This is a genomic window from Vibrio lentus, from assembly GCF_030409755.1.
Classification (GTDB): domain Bacteria; phylum Pseudomonadota; class Gammaproteobacteria; order Enterobacterales; family Vibrionaceae; genus Vibrio; species Vibrio lentus.
Genome location: NZ_JAUFQE010000002.1, coordinates 1,597,302 through 1,621,135, shown reverse-complemented (window position 1 = coordinate 1,621,135; position 23,834 = coordinate 1,597,302). Strand labels below are relative to the sequence as shown.

Sequence of the window (23,834 nt, the reverse complement as noted above, 5' to 3'; positions counted from 1 at the left end):
GCGAACCAATCTCTATATAGGTTGCCACGGTTAAGGTGTGCTATTGCATAACTTCATTAGCGCAAACCAATTGTAATTTAACTGTGCTTGATCACTAACCCTGCTACTCACAAGCTTCAGCAACGCTTGGTTTTTCAGGAGTTGCTCTTTATCACTGTCCAAAGAAGAAAGGAGCACGTCGCGCTCCACGCTATCAAGCATTTCGTTTGTTAGCACACGAACAATGGACTTGGTGTAGAGCAACCGAAATACCGTATCATCTTCATTCTCACCTAATACGTGAGGATAAAATGATAAAAACAGATTGTTCAAATTCAATTGGTTAATGGCACTCTTATGCTTGTATTTGACCTTACGCACCAGTTGTTCAACACGACGTTTAACAATATCTACTGCCGTTCTAGAAGGTATTAATTGGTAAGAAAGCCAAAGCACAATTAATCCCACCATATTCGCTACCAATGTGTTTAAGAAATGAGCAAAATCAAAAGTAGGTATACTGGTTGTCGGTACAAGATTACTCCAAGAGAACAACGAGACCATCATGATGATTTTTAATAGCGATTTACTCTGGTTAAACCAATACGCCATGATGTAAATCCCCATAAACCCCACCGTATAAACAATGATTGGTGAGCCTATGGGCATGACAATAAAGTTGACTAAGAAGGCAAATCCTCCAGCCAAAAACTGGGCATAAATGTTTGGACTAAATGCTTTTTCTGCACCAGGGTTTGCCGCAAAGACCGATACCACCATACCAGCCATGATCATTGCACCCATTCCATCTTGCCACTGCAGTTCAATCCACATAAATGACAATAGAAAAAGGGCTAGTGCTGCCCTGAACATATTGATTAGCACCAAATAACCATCGGTAAAATCGCTAATTTTATCTACAAATTGTGTCTCGCTAGTTTTTACTAGGCCGTTTTGCTGCGAAAAGTTGTTAAGTTGGGCGGCAAATTGCTTAACTTGAAAGTGAAAAAGTGAGAAAAAGTCACTTTCTGTCAGTGACCACTCTTGTGCAAAACTTGCTTCAAGTATGAAGTCACTCTCTTGTAATGCTTGCCATGCATCTTGGGTCATACCAGCAGAATCACCCATGTTACGCAGTTCAATACCCATAATGGCAATGTTGATACAATCGTAAAAACTTGTACGGCTTGATATTTTGGCAGCCATATCGCTTTGACTACCAAAGATTTCATCATCCACTGCCAGCCATTTTCGGCCAATCATCGTCAAAAAAATTCGGATTGATTTAGTGACAGAGGACGCATCCGATTGAAAAAGTGTGTTGATAAAATGAATTGTCTGCTTTTTGACAAACGTTAGCTCACGCTTATCATCCGGATACGGAATCATGAGGCTCGCTACCATAGACATCACTATCCCAAACGAGATACCTACACATCGTAGTTGAACGTGGTCGAAGAGGTTTGCCATATTCGGGTCCGCTGCCACAGGAAATCCAACCAATGATAACGTTACGCCCACAATGGCAAACATGTACGAAACTCGGTGATGAAAATAAGAAGCGATGCCAAGGCTAACTACAATGCCCAAAATAATGAAGCTGTTAAAAAGCCATGCATCAATCAAAGTCACACTTGCTATGAGCAACACATAAGCGCCCCCCATAAAAGTGCCTGCAAGACGCGCCATGGCTTTTCGGATGCTGGCTCCCCGAGTACCTGTGATTTGAATAATGGCTGTCGTCATCATTGCCGTTCCAGTGGAATCTGAATCAAACAGCTGTGACAAAACCCAAGTCAACACTACGGCAACAGCAAAACGAAAACCAAAAATGGCAGAGTCAGGATCGAGCCACTGCCGTGCCCAATTAAGTAACATCATTGAATTGTAACCGAGACAGTGGTGCCCGCAATCAGTCTCTCATTTACGATGACTTCATGTGGAATGCTAATACGAACAGGCACACGTTGCGCTAAACGCACCCAAGGGACGGTGGGATCTACATTTGATACCAAGCCAGAGCTATCGGCACTTTGGTCGGTGATCGCACGTCCAATTCCGTCCACTGTACCTTCAAAGGTGTCCCCAGAAGAGTAAGGTGTGATAGTTGCAATCGCCCCTTCTTTAATTTCTTTGATTTTGTTTTCGGTAAAATAAGCTTGAATGTAATAAGTGTTGCTTTCCACCAATGCTACAAAGGTTTCGCCAGTATTAATAAAGTTACCTTGGCGTTGTTGAAGGTTAGTGACATAACCATCTTGCGGTGCAACCACTTGGGTACGACTCAAGTCTAACTGCGCTTTAGCTAGGTCTAGTTTTGCCTTCTTATACTCAGCTCTATTGGCATCAACTTGCAACTTTTCTGACATTACCTGCTCAGGTGAAATCAATCGTGCAGACAATAATTTCGAGTCACGACGATACACATTCTTCGCTTGATTGAGTTCAGATTCTGCTTTTAGCATTGAGAACGTGGCATCAGAGACGTTATTATTATAATCCATATCGTCAATGGTAAATAACAAATCACCTGCATGGACAAACTGATTGTCTGTCACCGCGATACGAGTAATTTCCCCAGATACCTTCGGCGAGATTTGCGCAATCTCCACGTGTATTTTTGCATCACGAGTCCACAAAGAATCTGTGTATGCCACCCAAGAGGTATAACAAGTCAAGCCGGCACCAATAACAAGAGCTGTGGGCAATAATACTTTAAATACATTCATTTTATTTTACCTGTAATAATAAAAACTGCCCAGCAACAATGATTACTAGGCATAGTTCACATAAAGAAGGGTTCATGATTTTATTCTTTCTTAGTACATTGCCAAGAAAGTACTTAACTAACATTAGAGCAAACAAGCTAACAATAACAAGTATCATAAAACTCGGTATATAAACGTTGCCAAATAATAGTTGGTCTTTCATTTTAACACCCATTAATAATGGTTTTGATATTGAGCGGACAAACGTAATTAATATGTGTTACTGATGTTTAATATTAGGAAACTCTGCTGACCACTCTCGATAAGTTGCCAAGAAGTATATCTATTCGGAAAGATTAAATAATTACACTTACATCATTAATTCATAATTTTAATATGCACAAAAATATTAAATTGTTGATTTATATGTATTATATTTTCTTGATATTGATATTGATATTGATATTGATATTGATATTGATATTGATATTGATATTGATATTGATATTGATATTGATTTTTAAGAGCTTCTTTAACTCTAGTAGGCAAAGGAGGAATCTGTATTTTGGGTTCTGGCGTAAATTTTGAAATAGTATCTCCATGACTATTTTCCTAAAAATTGAAAAATTGTCATTTCAAAGAAATAACTCAAGTAATTATTTCTTTATCATTTTTCTTCCATTATGTTTTTCCTGATTCTTTAATTATGACTCTTTTATTTTTAATTGATGGTTTTATATTCTGATTCGGTAATAATTCATCTCGTCCCAACTAAGACTGGTTTTAAACAGTAAACAAACCTGTCCTTGATTATTAATTATGTAACGGAGAAAAACATGCTAAACAACAAACAAAACAACCAAGCTGCTGATGACGTATTTGCGGATCAATTACTTGATAGCACTATTAACAATCACGTTTTTCCAAGTGATGAATCAAATCCAGACGCTGCTTATCAATTGGTTTCTGATGAATTAATCCTAGATGGAAACTCTCGTCAGAACCTAGCGACTTTTTGTCAAACCTGGGTGGATGGCAATATCCATAAGATCATGGATGAGTGCATCGACAAAAACATGATTGATAAAGACGAGTACCCACAAACCGCAGAAATTGAAGACCGTTGTGTTCGTATGCTAGCTGACCTTTGGAACTCACCAGATGCAGAAAACACGATGGGCTGTTCAACAACAGGTTCAAGTGAAGCTGCAATGTTAGGTGGCATGGCTATGAAATGGCGCTGGCGTGAAAAACGTCGCAAAGAAGGTAAATCAACAGATAAACCAAACCTGATTTGTGGTCCTGTTCAAGTGTGCTGGCACAAATTTGCAAAATACTGGGATGTTGAGCTTCGTGAAATCCCTATGGAAGGTGACCGCCTTCTGATGACACCTGAAGAAGTTCTAGCTCTTGCTGATGAAAATACCATTGGTGTGGTACCGACACTGGGCGTGACATTCACTTGTCAGTACGAACCTGTAAAAGCGATCGCAGATGCCCTAGACAAACTAGAAGCAGAAACAGGTCTTGATATTCCGATGCATGTCGATGGCGCAAGTGGCGCATTCATCGCACCATTCTGCGACCCAGAGCTTGAGTGGGATTTCCGTATTCCTCGAGTGAAATCTATCAATGCATCTGGCCATAAATACGGTCTAGCTCCTCTTGGTGTGGGCTGGGTTGTTTTCCGTGAAGCAAGTGATCTTCCGGAAGATTTGATTTTCCGTGTGAACTATCTTGGCGGCGATATGCCAACGTTTGCTCTCAACTTCTCTCGTCCTGGCGGCCAGATCGTAGCTCAGTACTACAACTTCCTACGCCTAGGTAAAGAAGGCTACAAACGCATCCACGATGCTTGTTACCACTCAGCACAATATCTATCGGACGAAGTCGCGAAATTAGGGTTATTTGACATTATTTATGATGGTCGTGGCGGTATCCCTGCAATGAGCTTTAGCTTGAAAAACGACGTTGATGCAGGCTTTAACCTGTTTGACTTAAGCGATGCAATTCGTGCTCGCGGCTGGCAGATCGCAGCATACTCAATGCCTTCTAACCGTGAAGACTTGGTCATCATGCGTGTGCTTATTCGCCACGGTGTGAGTCGTGACATGGTTGATCTATTGGTTCAAGACCTTAAGCGTACGATTGAAAAGTTCAACAAATTCCCTGTTGTGAACTCTGTTGATGAAGACAGCGCAAGCTCATTCAACCACGGTTAATCCGAACGCAATTTGGGGCTATTCACTTAGCCCCAGTCATCACTTAATTAATAACAAACTAAATTACCATCAACATCTTTGAGGTTTTCATGACATTCTTATCCAAACTGTGCCCGACAAAATTTGTCAGACATGTATTTCTAAGCTTGCTTGCCATATTCATGCTCGCTGGCACCATTAATATTGATGCGACGCAAGCGACGCCTTCTTTCAATCTCATTAATTCGGCGCAAGCACAAGAACAAGCATCTACGCAACAAACAGATACCACTGCTGTAAAATCCGCTGTGAAAGCATCTGTAAAAGCAGAACCAATGTGGATTGTGAAAGTATTCCGAGAGCACCAAGCACTGGCTATTTTCCTGACTCTCGCTGTGGGTTACTGGATAGGAGCTATCAAATTTGGTCACTTTAGCCTTGGCGCAGTAACAGGCACTTTGATTGCCGGCGTATTAATTGGTCAGCTTGATATTTCGATATCATCGCAAGTTAAATCAATTTTCTTCACGCTCTTTTTGTTTGCTGTCGGCTATGGCGTTGGTCCACAGTTTGTTCGAGGTGTTGCAAAAAATGGTGCTCCACAAGCTATCTTTGCCGTGGTTATTTCACTTCTGTGCTTTGCTGTAACTTATGCTGGCGCAAAAATGGCCGGTTACGACGTAGGTCTGGCCGCTGGTCTTTGGGCTGGCGCACAAACGATTTCAGCTTCAATTGGTCTTGCAACCGATGCGATTAACTCATCTGGCGCTGCCAATACTCAAGAGTTACTCGATCAAATTCCGGTGGCTTACGCAATTTGTTACCTGTTCGGTACTATTGGTACTGGTATGATTCTAGCGTACGTGGGGCCAAAACTGTTGGGCGTTGATCTAGAAGAAGCCTGCAAAGATTACGAACAAAAAATGTCAGAAGGCACACCTGAAGAAGGTATTGCACGAGTTTGGCATCGCACAGAGTCTCGTACTTATGAAGTTCAAGACAACATCAACAACAAAACGGTAGCTGACTTTGAAGCTCAGCACCAAGAAGAGCGTTTGTTCATAGAGAAAATTAAACGCAATGGTCAGATGATTGAGTTTGATGCAGCCAGCCCACTGATGGCAAAAGATGTGATTGCATTAACTGGTCACACAGACGCATTGGTTCATGCTCAGCAGTATTTGACAGAAGTCGTTGATGATGAGCTAGATAATCTGCCTCTTGAAACGGTCGATATTGTTGTCACCAACAAAAAATTTGCTAACCGCACTTTGGTTGAACTAGCAAAAGAAGATTACACTCGTGGTGTTTACCTAAACAAAATTACTCGTGGCGCGGCGAGTCAAGAAATCCCGATGCTTGCTCAAACGGATATTCATCGTGGCGATGTACTGTCAGTGACTGGTACCACTCTTCATACCGAGCGTATGGAAAAAGCGGTCGGTCACGTTGATAGAACAACGACAGAAACAGATATGGTATGGGTTGGTTTATTCATCGTTATCTTTGGTCTGCTTGGCGCATTGGTGGTTAATGTTGACGGCGCACCTGTGACCTTGTCAGTATCAGGTGGTGTGTTAATCGGTGGTCTGATATTAGGTTGGTTGCGCTCAGTACACCCAACGTTTGCTCGTCTGCCACAACCGACGCAATGGTTTATGAACTCTGTCGGCCTAAACATCTTCATTGCTATTGTTGGTATTTCTGCCGGTCCTGGCTTTGTTGCAGGCCTTAAAAACGCTGGCGCAGGTCTATTCGTAATTGGTGCTGCAGCGACAGCAATCCCAATGCTACTGGCACCATTGATTGGTAAATACATCTTTAAGTTTCATCCAGCACTGAACCTAGGTATTTGTGGTGGCGCTCGTACCAGTACAGCTTCGGTTGCAATGGTTGGAGAAAAAGCGAAAAGTAATATCCCAATGCTTGGCTACACCGTACCTTACGCTGTATCGAACACTCTACTGACACTCATCGGTATGTTCATGGTGCTGTTCTACTAACCTAGAATTCACTAATAATTAAAGCCTCTTGCTACTCGCACGAGGCTTTTTTTCGTTCACCCAACAAGATTACAAGCAATGAAAAACGGGATACTAATATCACTGGCCGTGTCATTAATTATTGCAATCAAACAGGATTTATCGTGGCCAAACCAACGATAAGGACTGATATCCATTTGAGGCATGAATCCATACGTTCTCGACACTTCCCTAAGTAACTACTGTGATCTTAGTTGTTTAAATACGTTGCTTGTATAGGCAAAACTAACTTATTCAACAAACTGTCAGAGAAAGGGGGGCACCTAGCGTTAGCACACTTCAGGCCATCAAGACTCTAGATAAAAGCTTATTACGAGGAAGATCAGTGAAGCCACGACCTGAAAGGAAGTAAACCATTAAGGGCGGCCGAGTTCCCCCCGAACTCGACCTGTTCCAGACGCGCAAGCAAAGGCGTTTGGTTTCTGGCTTAGTCATAAATTAACCAATTTCAGTTTGTTGTGTAAATAATCAATAGCTTGGCAACTGATAGGTAGGTCGTATTTTGCTGTGCAAAAGCATAGAAATGAATGATGGCGAGCGTGGTGCCTGAGTTCATGCAAGGAGGCTGGCGTATTGAAGCGAAAGGGCTGACACAATATGAAACCTGGTTTGCTAGTTTATAATATCGCTAAATTTAAATTTGTAGGTATTTATAACTATCTAGTGGAGTGTGCTAGTTTTAAGAGTTGGTCATCTTTTATTCTGGTGTTATACACTGCTTTTGATTTTTAAGTTGGATTTAGTGTCTGAATTATTAAATCTGACGGGATAAATGATTGTTTAATGTTGATTTGACAAGATCTTCAAGTATCCTTTATGTAAATAAAACGTTAAATATCGAAAGTAAATTAACAATCATTAAGGAGTCGATGATGTTACATGCTCACGAAAATACCCTACATATTACCCACCTCAGTAACCACGCGGTTGAGGAGTTGTCACCATCATTCTCTAAGCTACCAAGCACAGAGCATGCGGATGGCCAGTTTCGATTGAGAAGGTACTCGGTGGTTCAATTCAGTAATGGACAGGTCGTTGAGCAAGACAAACATAACTTTGTTCAGTCTGAAAACATTAATCACTTTCAAGGTGACGTTGTTCGTCAGTTCGAGCCGATTGAAGCGAATATTTTAGGCAGTGAAGGCATGCAAGAAATGTGTGAACTGTTTATTGAAACCAACGGGCTTGAAGACGGACAAGAAATCGAAATCCATCAAATCCGTATTGCCGCTATTTTTGAAGAGACTCAGGTTGCTCCTGAAGGGGTTCACCAAGATGGTTTTGACCATATCGCTTTAATCGGCGTGAACCGTCACAACATTGTGGGTGGTGAAATCATGCTGTATCAAGACTCACATGAAGCGCCATTTTTTAGAAAGGTGTTAGGTGATGGCGAGGTTGCAATGCTGGCAGACAGTAAGCTTTGGCACAATGCACAGCCGATTCGCACCATAGACCACGATGAGATGGGCTATATGGATGTGTTTGTTCTAACAGCTAAGGATGCGCGCAATGTCCTTCACTCTTAATGATGTACGCCAACAGTTTAGTGCTTTAGGCCAATATCATAACGGCAAGCCTGTGACCTTTTTTGATGGCCCGGGTGGATCTCAGGTGCCTGAGAATGTTTTAGCTTCAATGACCGAATACCTGGGCCATTTCAATTCAAACCTAGGCGGCCACTATTTTTCTAGCCAAAAGACCACAAGCTTAATGCAGCAAGCGCGAGAAGCGGCGCAAGCACTGCTTAATGCGGAGTCTTCTGGCAACGTTGTGTTCGGCGCGAACATGACATCGTTGACCTTCCAACTTAGCCGAGCGATCAGCCGCGATTGGAAAGAGGGCGATGAAGTTATCGTCACAGCGTTAGACCATTACTCAAATGTATCGAGTTGGCAGCAAGCGGCGGACGACAAAGGCGCGATTGTTCGCCAAGTTCGGGTAGACGAGTCGGATTGCAGTTTGGATATGGCGCATTTTGAATCGCTGCTTAACGAGAAAACCAAGCTTGTCGCGGTGACGTTTGCTTCGAATACGACAGGCTCGATTGTCGATATGACGAAAGTTATTGAGCTTGCACATCAGCATGGTGCGCAGGTTTATGTCGATGCCGTGCATTACGCACCGCATCACTTGATCGATGTTCAGCAACTGAATTGTGATTTCTTAGCGTGCTCGGCTTATAAGTTCTTCGGCCCGCATGTTGGCATTGCTTATGTTGCGCCTCAATGGCTACATACTTTAAAGCCTTACAAGGTTGAGCCTGCAACCAATATCGGCCCAGGTCGATTTGAAACAGGAACACAAAGCTTTGAAGGCCTTGCCGGTGTGATTGCGGCAGTGGATTACTTGGCACAGTTAGGCGATCCCGCCGATTCATTGCGTTCTCGTTTAGAGCAAAGCTACGTGCTGTATAACAAGCACGAGAGCCAACTCAGTGAGTACTTCCTGAAACGCTTGTCCGATCTTGAAGGGGCAAAGCTTTACGGGAAAACCGAGTTTGATTCGAATCTAAGAACCCCGACGTTTGCGGTTACCTTTGATGACCATTCTCCAGAGTTCATCGCTAAGAAATTGGGTGAGCATAATATCTGTGTGTGGAATGGACATTTCTACGCATTAGGTTTGGTCAAACAGTTGGGTATTGAAGAGCAGGGTGTGGTGCGTATTGGTTGTATGCATTACAACTCGATTGAAGAGATCGACTTGTTGTTCAATGTGCTTGAAGGGATCTTGCGAAGCCACTAGCAGAAGTAATTAGCAAAAAGTCACAGGCACTTAATAGCTACAGAATTAAAAAAGAGCATGCTTCTCTCAAGAATATTGAGTAGGAAGTATGCTCTTTTTGTTTCATGAACTTATATCTGTTTAGCAAAGTCTATTAAGACTAAAGCCGCTAATCGCTAATCGCTAAAGTCCGTGATTTAACTAAGACAGTTGCTTAACTAGAGCTGCACCTACTGCGTGCGCACTGGTTGGGTTTTGGCCGGTAATTACTCGCTCATCAACAATTACAAGCTCATGCCAAGGTTGAACCTTGTTGAAACGCGCTGCGCTACGAGCAAGAGATTCTTCCAATAAGAACGGAATGTCATTGATCGTACCAAAGTCGATCTCTTCTTCGCGTGTAAAGCCAGTCACCGATTTAGAGCTTAATAGCTTCTCGCCATTGCTTAGAACAATCGGAAGCAGTGCTGCTGGGCCGTGACATACTGATGCGATCACACCACCATCGTCATAATGCTTAGCTGAAATCGTTGCGAATTGCTCGTCAGTTGCTAGGTCTGAAAGCAAGCCGAACCCACCTGGGTAGAAGATAGCATCGTAGTTTTCTACGTTAATTTGGCTTACAGGAATCGTATTGTTAATGCGGTTCTGGAAGTCATCGTCAGCCAAGATCTCGGTGTTTACTGAATCACCTTCAATATCGGTTCCATACAGTGGACCTTTACCACCCTTGATAGACGCGATGTCGTACTCAAAACCCGCAGCAATGATCTCTTTCAGTGCATGAGTCAGTTCTGGAGCGTATGTACCGTTCGCTTGGTCTGTATCGCCTAATGTTGCGTGGTTAGTTACTGGGATTAGTATTTTTTTCATGATTCGTTCCTTTGAGCACGTTTGTTTGGTTTCAGCGTCGTTGTTTTGATTTAGATACCGCTGTTTCGTTACCTGTAATACTAGTAGTAAACCATTTGAGTGATAATATGCCGAGTAGGCAAAACATTATTGCTATATAGCAATAGTGGAGGTGAATTAGTCGGATGTGAATTCGTTAGATGTAAACAGGTGAAGTATGGATAGCTTTGAAGGTATTAATGAATTTGTGGCGGTAGCCGAGTGTCACGGCTTTTCTGCGGCCGCGAAACAGCTGGGTTGCAGTACCAGCCATGTCAGCCGCCAAGTATCGAGATTAGAAGAGCGGGTAGGCGTGGCTTTACTGGCTCGATCCACTCGTATGGTGAGTTTGACCGAGTCTGGGCATACCTATTATCAGCAATGTAAAGATCTGGTTATTGGGCTGCAACAGGCGAATGAACAAGTCACGTCTCAACAAGCTCAGCTGAGCGGTACTTTACGTGTCAGTGCGGCGGGTGCGTTTGCCGAGAATCATGTTGCAGCAGCTTTGATGGAATTTGCGAAAGACCATCCTGATCTGACTATCGAAATGAACTTCAATACCAATATGGTTAACTTCATCGAAGATGGTATTGATTTCGCGATTCGTTATGGCCGACTTGATGATTCGGGTTTGGTGGCAAGGAAGCTTGTCGATCGCCCGATGGCAGCGGCCGCGAGTCAGAACTACATCGAACAATTCGGTTCTCCAACACAGCCTGAACAGTTGAAGTTGCACAGCTGTATTATTGCCAACAGTGATCAGTGGTTGTTTGAGAAAGACGGAAAACCGTTAAATGCGGTGCGCGTACATGGGCGTTGGAAAAGCAATAACTCGAGTGCGGTACTGAAAGCTTGTGAAGAAGGGCTTGGCATTGTTTATCTTCCCAAAAGCAGCTTCAATGGCGGTCTTGCCAATGGAAAGCTCGTTCCAGTGCTAGAAGAATATTGGGGAGCAGGTACAAGCAGTTGGATCGTATACCAGAACCGTCGCTTTCTTCCACAGAGAGCAAGGCTGGCTATCGACTTCTTAGTCGCTTATTTTTCCGATTGGAATGAGTAACGAACGGCTTACGTCGTTCAATTTAAAACCACAATTAGAAAAAGATAATAGTTACATAGATATAGGTTATCTTTTTCTGTTTTCTGACGCGAACAATAGGATTGAGAGACTTGTCTACTTTTGTTGACTCGTGCTAGTGATTGAATTGTAGAGAAGCCCGCAACAGTACGATATACTACAGGCAATATTAATGTCCCTAACGCGTGAAAGATTGTGTGGAAGCGTTGGCAGGGTTTGTTGTTATGCTCCAGTTTGAAGAGTATAGCGAGAGTGCGGAGTTGGCCATGTCTTCAATAAATTTCGAATCCACGTACGGTGTAATAACTATTCAAGATATGAATGTAGTTAGTGTTGACGCTAATTATGCTCGCATCTATGGGTACTCATCCCCCGAAGAACTACTGTCTAATATCGATAGCTTTCTGGATCTCATTCCAGAAGATTTTCATGTTGCGGCCTATAAAAATTATCTAGAAACCGTCGGTGGTCAACGAGACCCTCAGGTTCATACCTATACCAATATTGATCGCAATGGCAGAGAGTTCACGGTGTTCTCTATTGACCATGTCACTGAGTGGCAAGGCAGGCCTGCACTGCAAGTAACCGTCATCGACCTTTCTCCTGCGATTCAGCTGCAAAATGTGGTGCGTGAGCAAGACCAGATGTACCACGATATGATCATGCAATCAGGGCAGGGCATCTTAGTTCACCGAGACTTTAAGCCGTTGATGGTCAATCAATCCTGGGTCAAACTGCAAGGTGGCTCTTCCATTGAACAAGTCTTAGCGCTGGAATCCATTCTTGAGTTGGTGCCACAGCAAAATACAGATGGTATTTATAAGCACTATCAAGCGATTGTGTCTGGTGAACTGTCGGGTACGAGCACGGTGGTTGAAAATATTGGGTTCGACGGTGTTCATCGGTTTTTTAATATTTATGACAATGCGATTACTTGGAAAGATCAGCCCGCCGTTCAGGTTGTGCTTGAAGACGTGACTCAAAAAGTGATGCTGGAAAAGCGGTTGGTTCACCAAGCGAATTACGATGAAATGACCGATTTGCTTAACCGAAGAGCCATTTATGAATGGTTACGGGAGCATCTTGCTTCAGGCACTCATCTCGCATGTATGCTGCTGGATATCGATGACTTCAAATCGATCAATGATACTTACGGGCATATGGTGGGTGACGAGGTTATTTGTGCTTTGGCTAATATTACCAAGTGTAATGTCGAGAAAGCGGGTGGTGTAACGGGTCGATGGGGCGGTGAAGAATTCATTGTATTTATCCCTAACGCGTCACCTCAAGTTTCTCATCAAGTCGCTGATCTGATTCGCCAACAGTTTAATCAAACCGAATTTAAGATTGATGAGCAAGTTCGTTTTAATGTGAGCGTGAGTATCGGAGTGAGTGATAGTCGAGCTTGCGAAGGCACTGTTTCTATCGACGCGCTGGTTAACTTAACTGACCAATCTCTTTACCGAGCGAAAGCGGCTGGCAAGAATCGCGTATGTGGCGATGTGGTAGCGCTCTAATTCCTCGAATTAATGTTTCAAAACGAAGCGAATTCCTAACGAAAATGCCCTGAAGTGTTGGCTTCAGGGCATTGTTAGTTTTGGCTATTAGCTAAGCTTTTCTCACGATGAGAAACGCTTAAGCTCTACAAATTATGCAGACACTTCAACTTCGTAAGAGCCAAATTTACGGATGTTAATCACACCCGTATCTAGGATTAGATATTGACCTTTAATGCCTTGAAGTACACCTGTCACCTCTGGATTCTTATCAAAGTTGTGCGAGACAATCTTCACTGGGTGCTGTTCAACTGGGTAGCTGAGTGACGTGATGTTCTCACTTAGTATCTCGATAGCATCGTCACCAAAATTCGCTCTGATCTCTTGGATTTTATCCTCAACCAATGGCAAGAGTTCTTTGGCTTTTTCTACCAACTCCATGTCGTCGCCATCGCCTTTTAGCAGGGTGCGCCAGTTAGTTTTGTCAGCAATATGTTTCGCTAACTCAACTTCAATCAGGCCAGAAATCTGACGAGTTTTCACTTTCAAGATTGGTAGGCCTTGAGTAGCACCTTGGTCAATCCAGCGAGTCGGGATTTGAGTATGACGAGTGATACCCACTTTAAGGCTTGATGTGTTCGACAGGTAAACGAAGTGATCAACCATGCAGTTCGCTTCGCCCCATTCAGGTTCACGACACGTGCCTTCTTCGTAGTGGCAAGTTTCTGGCTTCATGATGCACATGTCGCAGCTTGCTAGCTTTCTCATGCACACAAAGCAGTGGCCTTGAGAGTAGCTTTTCTTGGTTTTCTTGCCACACGAGCAGCAAAAAATATTACCGGTGTGAGTGAGGTTGATGGTTTTACCAATCAGAGGGTTTAGCTCTACAAACTCTTCACCGACAGGTAAACGGTAGGTAACCGCACCATCGAGCGAAGCACTCATTTTCTTGAGTGTTCCTTTTGCTAATAAAGACATGACATTACTCGTTGTATTTTGATTATTATTTCGTCGACTCGGACGCTCTGTCAGCAGGCGCTACGGTTAACGATGATTATGCGATGAGTATAACAAATAGAGCCTGTTTTTATACGCAATATTACTTGATTCTCGGCGTGAATAATTCGCGGATGAAATTATGGTATGACATTTTGTTCAGGCGTGATATAACGTTTTTTAGTAAATTATTGGCATTAAGATCACTAATTTACCTAACTTATTTTTTATCGTGAAATCCCAACTATAGGGACCTTAAGCCGGAAGCTTAGACGTGAAGTGGATCCATAAAATAGTCATCTTTTTAGTTATCACGACACTGGCGATTGTCCAGTATTACCGTGTGAGCGGAAATCGTGTGATAACGGCAATTACGCCTGACCAATATGAATTTATCGCGACCAGCGATCAAGTAGATAGAGGCGTCAGTACGTCCCAATTATCCTATCAAAATGGGCAGTATATTCTCGACTGTGAGCTTAAAGAGTCAGAGTATCCGTGGCCTTATTGCGGCCTATCGATTCGTATTAACCCAGACATCACCGTTGGCCTTGACCTTTCGCAGTACCACACCTTTAGAGTGAATATTGATTATCATGCGGAAGCGGATTCAAGCGGCCGTTTAAGAACGTATCTACGCAACTATAATCCCGCTTACTCAATTCCTGATGACGAGTACACGCATAAGTACAACGGTATGGAGTTTTCGCCTGGCGTGGATGGTGGAGTTATTGAGATTCCGATCGACAATTTACAAGTGATGACATGGTGGCTCGCCGATAACGATATTGCGCTAGAGCACTCAGCGCCTGAGTATTCGAATGTCAACATGGTGGAGTTCGCGACGGCATCGGGTGCGAAGCTTGGTCACCATCGAATTGTCATACGCAGTATAGAGTTCGAAGGTACGTATATCACGGGTGAAAGCTTGTTTATGATCTTGCTGTTTGTTTGGGTAGGTACGGGCACTGTGTTCCTGCTTTCAGAGTTGCACCGATCAAGAAAGCGTATGGTGATTGCAGAGAAAAGACATCATCACTTGAAGAACGTCAATCGAGCATTGAGAGAACAAAACTTCGAGTTTTCAGAAATGGCTCACCGAGATGAGTTGACTGGAATACTCAACCGTCACGCGATTCGTGATTGGTTGAAGATGCAGTCACAGCATGTGAAGCAGGGCCATGGAAAGCTGAGCATGCTGTATTTGGATATTGATTACTTTAAGAGTGTGAACGACAAATACGGACACCAAATGGGCGACCATATTTTACGTGAGTTCAGTATGGTGGTGGGCAGTTCTATTAGCGCGACAGATAAATTGGTGCGTTGGGGCGGTGAAGAGTTTATTGTTTTTTGCCCTGAAACCGAAGCGGGTGAAGCCCAAAGAAAAGCTGAGAAGATTCGACTTTTGGTCAGCCAACATCTCTGGATCCATGGCGACTCGCTCACTTGCAGTATTGGCATTGCTGAAATGAAGCAAGAGAGGGTGACGGAGACGATCGCACGCGCTGATGAAGCCTTATATCAAGCGAAGCATTCTGGGCGAAATCAGGTGATCTTGAGTCACTAATCTGATAATTGTGTCGATTACTTTATAAGCCACACGTGCATATGTGACGTGTGGCGTTTTTATGAGCGCTATATGAGTTTACCCTCTAGAGCCTTTGTTGGTTTGTTGGATAATGTATTGAAATGATCTCACTGTTTTTTAAATGCTTGCTTGGTGCAGCTGCCGTTTTACTGATTGCGCTGTTGTCGAAGAGTAAGAGCTTTTACATCGCTGGCTTAGTGCCGTTGTTTCCTACCTTCGCTTTGATTGCTCATTACATTGTTGGTACTGAACAAACTATGGTGGAGTTACGCACTACGGCGCTATTTGGGCTGTTTTCGCTGGTGCCATACGCGGCTTATCTTGGTGCGGTTTATGTGTTCAGTTATCGCTATAACTTGGTATCGACACTCTCATTAGCTACTGTTGTTTGGGTTATGTGTGCTTCTATGTTGCTGTTAGGTTGGACGCGCTTAGTACCCAGTGCGATTTAATGAGGTTGTTCTGAAGAGTGATGAGCTGTTTGATTTAGCCAGTAGCCAGTAGCCAGTAGCCAGTAGCCAGTACAAAAACAAAAAAGGTGGCGCGGGGCCACCAAAAGGGAAAAGCGTTTTATTTTTATTCTGGCTGAGCGGGGGAGCTGCAGCCAGTTTAGGTATAGCCTAACTATAAGGCGTTCGTGCTTACCAGAAGATCCAAGCGAACAGCGTTAGTATTAAGATACAAACTAGGTTCAAGACCATACCGATTCGCATCATTTCTTTCTGCTTGATGTGGCCAGAAGCAAAGACAATCGCATTAGGCGGTGTCGCAACTGGCAGCATGAACGCACAAGAAGCGGCAACAGCAATTAGAGCTGACAAGATAACTGGCGACATACCTAGTGCTTCAGCAATGGTTGCGAAGACTGGGACAAGCAGTGCAGCACTGGCTGTGTTACTTGCGAATTCCGTTAGGAATACGACGAACGCTACTACCGCTAGAATCGTTAGCAGAACGCCTGCTGTTTCTAAAAAGCCACTTAGAGAGTGCGCTAGGAATACGCTGGTTCCGGTCGCTTTCAGAATGTTACTTAAACAGATACCGCCACCGAATAGGATTAATACGCCCCAATCCGTTGTCTTCTCAACATCTTTCCACTCGACCGCTCTAGAAGCGCCAAGCAGTACAATCGCGCCAATCGCAACCAAGCTATCAAACTTCGAGAAGCCGCCGATCATTGCATTGATTGGCTTACCGAATATCCAAAGCGTTACCGTTAGAAGGAAGATAGACAGTGTGATTTTCTTGCTGTTCGTCCATTCAACAGGAGCGTGGTCTAGCTCGAATTTGTGGTCAAGCTTTGGCTTAGTCATCACATACAGGATAATCATCGCGACTGGCAGTAAGATCATCGTGATCGGTAGACCAAGCGCCATCCATTCAGTAAAACTTAGGCCAACTTCTGCGGCTGCGATTGCGTTCGGTGGGCTACCTACCACGGTTGCAATACCACCGATTGATGCACAGTAAGCGATACCTAATAGGACGAAAACGTAGGTGTTGCGGTCTTCACTTTGGTCGACTTTGTTCATGATGCCGAGAACAAGAGGCAACATCATCGCGGTGGTCGCTGTGTTTGAAATCCACATTGATAATCCAGCACTCACACCAAATAGCATGAATACCGCCACCGACATTTTGCCTTTCGCTAGTATCAGCACTTTGTCAGCAATCGCTTTATCTAACTCTTGCTTGTTGAGCGCGGCGGCAAGGGCAAAACCACCCATAAATAGGAAGATGATTGGGTTCGAAAAGTTAGCCAAAGCAGCGGGCGTGTTAAATACACCGAACAAGACAGCCAATAGGGGAACGAGCAAAGCGGTGATGCTGACGTGGATAGCCTCGGTTAACCATAAGATCGCAACAAACACGAGAATACTTAGGCCAGTGTTCACTTGTGTTTCGAACGGGAGGGTATTGATCAAAAGTGCAAATAACGCGAAATTGCCGATTAATATCATGCTGTTGCGGGTAAACAACCAGTGTTTCAGTGTAGTAACAAGTGCCGTCATAAGACGCTCCTTTTGTTTATCCTCGTTTTATTGGTGCACCGACTTCATTGAGTGGTGCTTATTATTTTCGAGGTATCTTGTTTTCAAGTTATACAGTCCTCAAAGTAAAAAGCTTCGAGGTGTATGGCTTGATGTAGGGTCAGACTTTGTTGGGAGAATGTTACTTAAGTTAATAAAGGCGTGTTGGTGTGTTTTTGTGTAACAGTGGGGAAGTGTGAGGCAACAAATTTAAAATGTGTAGATTTCTACACATCGGTATCTGCTGGGTCTGCAATTGGGCTAGGAATAGGGGATGATTCTTGTTTTGGGTTCGGCTGAATCGGTTCTTTGGGCCCTAAAAACTTGGGTGTCGTGCCCATAATATACAGATCAAGAAACGCTTTGGTTCGTGCAAAAACTTCTCTTAAACGTATTGAGAGGCCTGAGTGATGAGTTGGGCCGGAAACCGCCAAACATTGCGCATGAATATCATAAGAATTTGCGATAAACAGTGCTCTTTCGCAGTGAAATTCTTGAGTGATGATCAGGAAGTTATCGGTATCGAATATCTTCTTAGCACGAACAATGGAATCCAAAGTTCGAAAGCCAGCATAATCCAGATTGATACGCTCGTCGGGGACACCCGCTCTCAATAGGTCACGTTTCATCGTCCAAGGTTCATTATAAGAACGATGAGCATTGTCGCCACTCAGTAAGAATTGATTGACCTTCTCACGATCAAAAAGCTCAATTGCGGCCTCAATTCGATATTTATAATAATCGTTGAGCGTTCTGCCCAAATATTTACTGGTGCCAAGCACAACGGCGACTTCGCGTTCAGGGACTTCATCGATTTCGTAGATGATGCGATCTTTAGCCTGCCATGAAACCCAAAAATCGATCGCAATAACTGCAGCGCTGCCCACCAGAAAGACTAGGAAAGAGCCATACAGAAAGCCTTGCAGTTTCTTGCAAGCTTTAGGTAAGTAGTTGCGGAAGATATGAGAATCGAATTTCACTCTCGGTAAGGTCCTTTGTGCATGAGCATAATTTTTTGAGTGCTCGATAATACCAAATAAAAATGAGAAAAATCAGTTAAAAAGACAAGACAATGTAAAGAAAAAAGCCCCTGCGGTTGCAGAGGCTCTTATAAGAGTAGTTAACGCTCTTTATTCCAAGCGCAGTACGCTTTATTCAAAGTACAGCACGCTTATTAGAATGCAGTACGCTTGTAACGACGGTAAACCGGCTGCCAGAAGTGCTGGTCAATCGCTTGTTGTAGTGCTTCTTCAGTGATCTCTAGTGCAACACCTTGTTCGATAGCTTTCTTACCAACAGCAAGAGCGATCTTTTTAGACACGGTGTGGATCTCTTCCAATGGTGGAAGTAGAGCACCTGAACCATTGATGGCTAGTGGAGAACACGTTGCAAGCGCACGGCTTGATTCCATCAGCATTTCATCAGTGATGCGTGAAGCATTCACAGCCAATACACCAAGGCCGATGCCAGGGAAGATGTAGCTGTTGTTACACTGAGCGATTGGGTAAGTGGTGCCGTTATGAGTTACTGGTTCAAACGGGCTACCTGTCGCAACAAGTGCTTGGCCATCAGTCCAACGAATAATGTCGTTTGGTGTTGCTTCAACACGGCTTGTTGGGTTTGATAGTGGGAATACGATAGGACGTTCGCAGTGAAGGTTCATCTCTTTGATGACTTCTTTGCTGAACAGACCCGGCGCGCCAGATACACCAACCAATACAGTTGGTTTAGCATGACGAACAACGTCGAGTAGAGAGAAACCCGTACCGTCGCTTTCCCAATCTTTGGTATTTGCGTTGGTTTGTACTAGGCGCTGTTGGAAATCAAGCAAGTTTTGCATGCCTTCCTGTAGCAGACCCCAACGGTCAACCATGTAAACTTGAGAGCGTGCTTGTGCATCGCTGATACCTTCAGACACCATTTGAGCAATGATGGCTTCAGCAATACCACAACCCGCAGAACCCGCACCTAAGAAGGTAATACGTTGGTCTGAAAGTTTGGTGTTTGCTGCTTTACATGCGGCAAGTAGAGAACCAACCGTTACCGCTGCTGTACCTTGGATATCATCGTTGAAACAACAGATGCGATCTTTGTAGCGCTCAAGCAATGGCATTGCGTTCTTTTGTGCGAAATCTTCGAACTGAACTAAAGCATCTGGCCAACGGCGTTGAACCGCTTGGATGAACTCTTCAACGAATGCATCGTAATCAGCCCCTGTGATACGAGGGTGACGCCAGCCCATGTACATTGGGTCTGCAAGACGTTGAGGGTTGTTGGTACCCACATCAAGCACGATTGGTAGCATGTAAGCTGGGCTGATACCACCACAAGCTGTGTAAAGTGCTAGCTTACCAATTGGAATACCCATACCACCGATGCCTTGGTCTCCCAAACCAAGAATGCGCTCACCATCCGTAACCACGATAACTTTAACGTTGTGGTTTGTCGCATTATTCAGTAGATCATCGATACGGTCGCGGTTCGGGTATGAGATAAACAGACCACGGCCACGACGGTAAATATTTGAGAAGTTCTCACATGCTGCGCCAACTGTAGGCGTGTAAATGATAGGCATCATTTCAGAAATGTGGTTTTGAACTAAACGATAAAAAAGCGTTTCATTTGTGTCTTGGATGTTACGAAGGTAGATATGCTTATCCATATCACTTTCGAAGTTACAATATTGCTTGTACGCACGTCCAACTTGCTCTTGGATTGTTTCGGTTGTTTCAGGTAACAAACCTTCAAGGTTAAAAGAGCTACGTTCTTCAGCAGAGAATGCACTGCCTTTGTTTAGAAGAGGGGTACTTAGTAGAGCAGGACCAGCGTAAGGGATATATAGAGGGCGTTTATCGTTGTTCATTGGATGCCTAATATGGGAGAAAGGGTAACTGAAAAATGATAACGGTTTAGTTATTCAATTGTAAATAGTTTCCCTCCGATCTTTGCAAACAAAATGATATTCTTACCCATGTCCCACACTTATCGAATTTGAACGTCATAATTCGTTATACTTTGCTCACACTTTTTGCGACTTTCCCTCTTTATGTCATTACTGCCCATCGATGCTTATCAAAACGTATTCCACGAACAAATCGTTGAGTCTCACCTTGTCGTAGAGGCTGAAACCGGATCAGGTAAATCTACGCGCTTACCAATTTGGGCTTCCCAACACGGGCGAGTTCTGGTGGTTGAACCAAGACGTATCGCGTGTACTTCACTGGCTAAATATCTCGCACAGCAATCGGGCGAGAAGCTTGGTAGTAAAGTGGGTTATGCGATTAAGCTTGAATCGGAATACAACGAGCAAACCAATGTTGTTTTTGTTACTCCCGGTATCGCGTTGCGTTGGCTATCTGAAGATGGGCTTGCTGGCTTTGATGTCATCGTTGTCGATGAATTTCACGAAAGGCGTTGGGATATCGATTTGCTGGTGGCGATTCTGAAACAAAAAGAGAGCCATCGCTTGGTGATCACGTCTGCAACCATTGAAGGGGAACGTCTCGCCCACTATTTGAATGCGGGTCGGATAAGCTGCGAAGGTCGCACCTATCAAGTGGCGATTGAACACCGAGCGAATGAATCCAGAGCTCTGCCGGATAGCCGACATCTAGAGCAACGCATCGCCGAAGAAGTGAATCATCAACTTATTACTTCACACGGCGATATGTTGGTTTTTCTACCGGGTAAAAAAGAGATCGTTCAATGTGAGCAAGCCTTGGCAAAGAATTCAGATATCCAAGTCGTTAAATTGCATGCGTCGGTCAGTGATAAAGAGCGAGATTTAGCGTTATCGGGTCGTAATATCAATACTGAAGGTAATGGCCAGAGAAAGGTCATCCTTGCAACCAACGTAGCAGAAACCTCATTAACCATTCCTGACATTGGCGTGGTGATAGATTCAGGATTAGAGAGACGCACCGTTCAGCGTAATGGCAGAACCACGCTGATGCTTAAATCCATATCACGAGCCAGTGCCAAGCAACGAGCTGGTCGTGCGGGCAGGGTGATGGATGGTGTTTGCGTTCGGTTATACGGAGAACACGCCGCATTAGAGTTAGTGACACCGCCCGAATTGCAACGCGAAGAACTGACAGAACCTATGTTGGCCGCGGCATGTTGTGGCAACTCGATCGAGAGCTTATCTTTTCTTGATCCAATCCCCGAGAAGTCGTTAAACAGCGCAACACAAACCTTGTTGATGATGGAAGCGATTAATGACGACCATCAAATCACTGAGCACGGCAAAAAGCTCTACCCGCTGCCGATTGATGCTTTGTATGCCGATATTGTCACGCGAATCAAAACCAAAGCACTTAGAGAAGCCATGGTCGATCTCACGGCGGCGTTGTCTGTGCCGGCTCGCTTGTATCAGTTACCGAACAATGCAGAACATCTTGAAGCACTCGCTCAACAAGAGAAAGAAGGGTGTGATTTAAGCCTGTTGATTCAGATTGTGCGTGGTCGCGATTATCCGCATTTAGACATCGATCAACAGGCACTGAATGAAGCACAAGGACTGGCTAAGCAAATGCGGGAGGTGTTTGAGCTTCCTCAGCTAGAAGTCGCGTCACGTTTCCAACGCATTGAACTGCTTGACACTATTGTTCAACTTCACCCAGAACTGGTGTTCGTGCGCAGGCTGAAACGAAAAGAAGCCTTTGCTAATGGAGTTTTAGAGGTAGTACTCGGCCGTCAGAATCGTTTCCCGGACAATGCACAAGCGATGTTGGTGCTTGATACCCATAGTTTACCGGGAAGAGGTGTTAAGCAAACACTGACCTTAGCGACGGTTACTGCACCTATTCCTTTGGATCTTATGATTGAAGCGGAGATGGGAGAGTGGCAACAAGGTGAAACCGTGGTCAATGATGATGGCGTTTTTACTGAGATGACATTGGTGTACGCTGGCCGTACGATTACGAGCAAACTTATTGCAGCAGAAGGTCAGTTATCATTAAAGCCAATCGTCGATCTTGTGTTAAAAGGCGTCCATCTTCCCGGTTTTTCACAAGCTCGTACTCAAGAAATCAAACATTGGCAGTTGTATGTGAAACTTGGGCTCGATGAACAAGTCCAATACACACCAGAAATTAACCAAATGAACTTTGAGCTATGGTTTATAGAACAGCTTGAAGTGTTAGGTGTCACGGATGTCAGCGAGTTGGAAATGTTTGAACATGCCGATATTCCATTTGATGGTATCCCAATTTGGCTATATCCAGAATTTGCGGAAAAATACCCGTTTGCATTGAGCCTTGCTGACTTACATCTTGATGTCGAATACTTCCCTGCAAGAAAGCTGATTCATGTGCATTATCAGTCGGGGAGTCGAAAGTTATCGCCTAAGCGTTGGGAGCTTCCAACATGGTCTGGTTGGCGGATTCAATATAAGAAAGCGAGTCGGATTATCGACATAAAATAGATGGATAAGTTTTATCTCTAAAATATTAATCAAATAGGTGCATATATGATTTTTCAGTGTTTTTTATGTTACAAGTTTGATTTTTATATGCCTTTTTAACCAATCAAAAGGTCATAAAAGACCATTCTTCTATATCCTATTGCTATAAAGAAAGAGTTGATAGATATTGAGTATATTGTGTTGCCAAAGTGTCGGGGGACATCATGGATAAACAGGAAGAGACGCGTGTAGAGTTCGATTACACAACATTTCTTGGCGCCTCATGCAGTAAAAAATGGACTTTTCTGGAAGCTCTCACCACTATCGCGCCAGTATTCAGTACTGTCTGGAGAGATAGCATTAAAGAGCTCGCCAGCCCGGAAGATCGCTTATGGCAAATGGCATTGAAATCAATGTCGACGCGTAAAAGTGATGAGTCGAACATTGTTACCTTGCTCAAGCTTGCCAAGCTAGAAGGGATCAATGAGCTCAAGGTTGTCATGCCATATTCGCTTGAAGACGAGCAGATTGATTATATTGAATCGCGTAGTCATTTGGTGATTGCAGATAACTCTGGTGAAGAGTTCACTATCAAGCTTTGATCACTAACTAAGCTTTGATGAAATATACATTGTAAAAAGGGCCTCAATATTGAGGCCCTTTTAGTATCTAAAATTTGTGCTTACTA

At 43.8% G+C, this 23,834-nt stretch carries 17 protein-coding genes; 10 read left to right on the top strand and 7 right to left on the bottom strand.

What is annotated here, in order from left to right; all coding sequences use genetic code 11:
• Positions 1 to 30: 30 nt before the first annotated feature.
• Together QWZ07_RS15640 and QWZ07_RS15635 are read right to left on the bottom strand one after the other, a co-directional pair.
• Complete coding sequence (locus tag QWZ07_RS15640) at positions 31 to 1,860, bottom strand: FUSC family protein (protein ID WP_192853404.1); 1,830 nt, start codon at positions 1,858 to 1,860, stop codon at positions 31 to 33.
• On the bottom strand, positions 1,857 to 2,708 hold the full coding sequence (locus QWZ07_RS15635) for an efflux RND transporter periplasmic adaptor subunit (protein WP_192853403.1): 852 nt from the start codon (positions 2,706 to 2,708) through the stop codon (positions 1,857 to 1,859). The genes QWZ07_RS15640 and QWZ07_RS15635 overlap by 4 nt, the downstream gene beginning before the upstream one ends.
• Before the next feature lie 815 nt (positions 2,709 to 3,523).
• Here QWZ07_RS15635 and gad point away from each other — a divergent pair.
• From gad to QWZ07_RS15615, 4 genes are all read left to right on the top strand, one after another.
• On the top strand, positions 3,524 to 4,909 hold the full coding sequence (gad, locus tag QWZ07_RS15630; protein ID WP_017110925.1) for a glutamate decarboxylase: 1,386 nt from the start codon (positions 3,524 to 3,526) through the stop codon (positions 4,907 to 4,909).
• A gap of 89 nt (positions 4,910 to 4,998) precedes the next feature.
• Positions 4,999 to 6,891 (top strand): aspartate-alanine antiporter, encoded by a 1,893-nt coding sequence (gene aspT / locus QWZ07_RS15625; RefSeq protein ID WP_081279890.1) that lies wholly within the window; start codon positions 4,999 to 5,001, stop codon positions 6,889 to 6,891.
• Between the two features lie 911 nt (positions 6,892 to 7,802).
• Positions 7,803 to 8,459: a 2OG-Fe dioxygenase family protein gene (locus QWZ07_RS15620; RefSeq protein ID WP_029223539.1), complete on the top strand. Its 657-nt coding sequence runs from the start codon at positions 7,803 to 7,805 to the stop codon at positions 8,457 to 8,459.
• Positions 8,443 to 9,678, top strand: a complete 1,236-nt coding sequence (locus QWZ07_RS15615) for a cysteine desulfurase-like protein (protein WP_192853402.1) — start codon at positions 8,443 to 8,445, stop codon at positions 9,676 to 9,678. The genes QWZ07_RS15620 and QWZ07_RS15615 overlap by 17 nt, the downstream gene beginning before the upstream one ends.
• A 180-nt stretch (positions 9,679 to 9,858) precedes the next feature.
• Here QWZ07_RS15615 and QWZ07_RS15610 read toward each other — a convergent pair whose 3' ends face one another.
• Positions 9,859 to 10,530, bottom strand: a complete 672-nt coding sequence (locus QWZ07_RS15610; protein ID WP_192853401.1) for a type 1 glutamine amidotransferase domain-containing protein — start codon at positions 10,528 to 10,530, stop codon at positions 9,859 to 9,861.
• Positions 10,531 to 10,726: 196 nt separating this feature from the next.
• Here QWZ07_RS15610 and QWZ07_RS15605 point away from each other — a divergent pair, with 196 nt between their 5' ends.
• Both QWZ07_RS15605 and QWZ07_RS15600 read left to right on the top strand, forming a co-directional pair.
• Entirely contained in the window at positions 10,727 to 11,611 is an 885-nt protein-coding gene (locus QWZ07_RS15605; protein ID WP_102278048.1) for a LysR family transcriptional regulator, read from the top strand.
• Positions 11,612 to 11,853: 242 nt separating this feature from the next.
• Positions 11,854 to 13,146, top strand: coding sequence for a sensor domain-containing diguanylate cyclase (locus QWZ07_RS15600; RefSeq protein WP_192853400.1), 1,293 nt, complete (start codon positions 11,854 to 11,856; stop codon positions 13,144 to 13,146).
• Positions 13,147 to 13,278: 132 nt separating this feature from the next.
• Here QWZ07_RS15600 and QWZ07_RS15595 read toward each other — a convergent pair whose 3' ends face one another.
• A complete protein-coding gene (locus QWZ07_RS15595; RefSeq protein ID WP_192853399.1) occupies positions 13,279 to 14,103 on the bottom strand; it encodes a DUF2797 domain-containing protein in 825 nt (274 codons plus the stop codon).
• A gap of 292 nt (positions 14,104 to 14,395) precedes the next feature.
• On the opposite strand from QWZ07_RS15595, the gene QWZ07_RS15590 reads away from it, so the two are divergent.
• Both QWZ07_RS15590 and QWZ07_RS15585 read left to right on the top strand, forming a co-directional pair.
• Positions 14,396 to 15,691: a GGDEF domain-containing protein gene (locus QWZ07_RS15590; RefSeq protein ID WP_065111145.1), complete on the top strand. Its 1,296-nt coding sequence runs from the start codon at positions 14,396 to 14,398 to the stop codon at positions 15,689 to 15,691.
• Positions 15,692 to 15,813: 122 nt separating this feature from the next.
• On the top strand, positions 15,814 to 16,164 hold the full coding sequence (locus QWZ07_RS15585) for a GlpM family protein (protein WP_017106708.1): 351 nt from the start codon (positions 15,814 to 15,816) through the stop codon (positions 16,162 to 16,164).
• A 189-nt stretch (positions 16,165 to 16,353) separates the two neighbouring features.
• Here QWZ07_RS15585 and QWZ07_RS15580 read toward each other — a convergent pair whose 3' ends face one another.
• From QWZ07_RS15580 to QWZ07_RS15570, 3 genes are all read right to left on the bottom strand, one after another.
• Positions 16,354 to 17,724, bottom strand: a complete 1,371-nt coding sequence (locus QWZ07_RS15580; RefSeq protein ID WP_017110916.1) for an SLC13 family permease — start codon at positions 17,722 to 17,724, stop codon at positions 16,354 to 16,356.
• A gap of 245 nt (positions 17,725 to 17,969) precedes the next feature.
• Positions 17,970 to 18,722, bottom strand: coding sequence for a SanA/YdcF family protein (locus tag QWZ07_RS15575; protein ID WP_065111147.1), 753 nt, complete (start codon positions 18,720 to 18,722; stop codon positions 17,970 to 17,972).
• A 194-nt stretch (positions 18,723 to 18,916) separates the two neighbouring features.
• On the bottom strand, positions 18,917 to 20,605 hold the full coding sequence (locus QWZ07_RS15570) for an NAD-dependent malic enzyme (RefSeq protein WP_017110915.1): 1,689 nt from the start codon (positions 20,603 to 20,605) through the stop codon (positions 18,917 to 18,919).
• Positions 20,606 to 20,788: 183 nt separating this feature from the next.
• Here QWZ07_RS15570 and QWZ07_RS15565 point away from each other — a divergent pair, with 183 nt between their 5' ends.
• Complete coding sequence (locus tag QWZ07_RS15565) at positions 20,789 to 23,167, top strand: helicase-related protein (protein ID WP_192853398.1); 2,379 nt, start codon at positions 20,789 to 20,791, stop codon at positions 23,165 to 23,167.
• Between the two features lie 203 nt (positions 23,168 to 23,370).
• Positions 23,371 to 23,748, top strand: a complete 378-nt coding sequence (locus QWZ07_RS15560) for a hypothetical protein (protein ID WP_017110913.1) — start codon at positions 23,371 to 23,373, stop codon at positions 23,746 to 23,748.
• Positions 23,749 to 23,834: the final 86 nt, after the last annotated feature.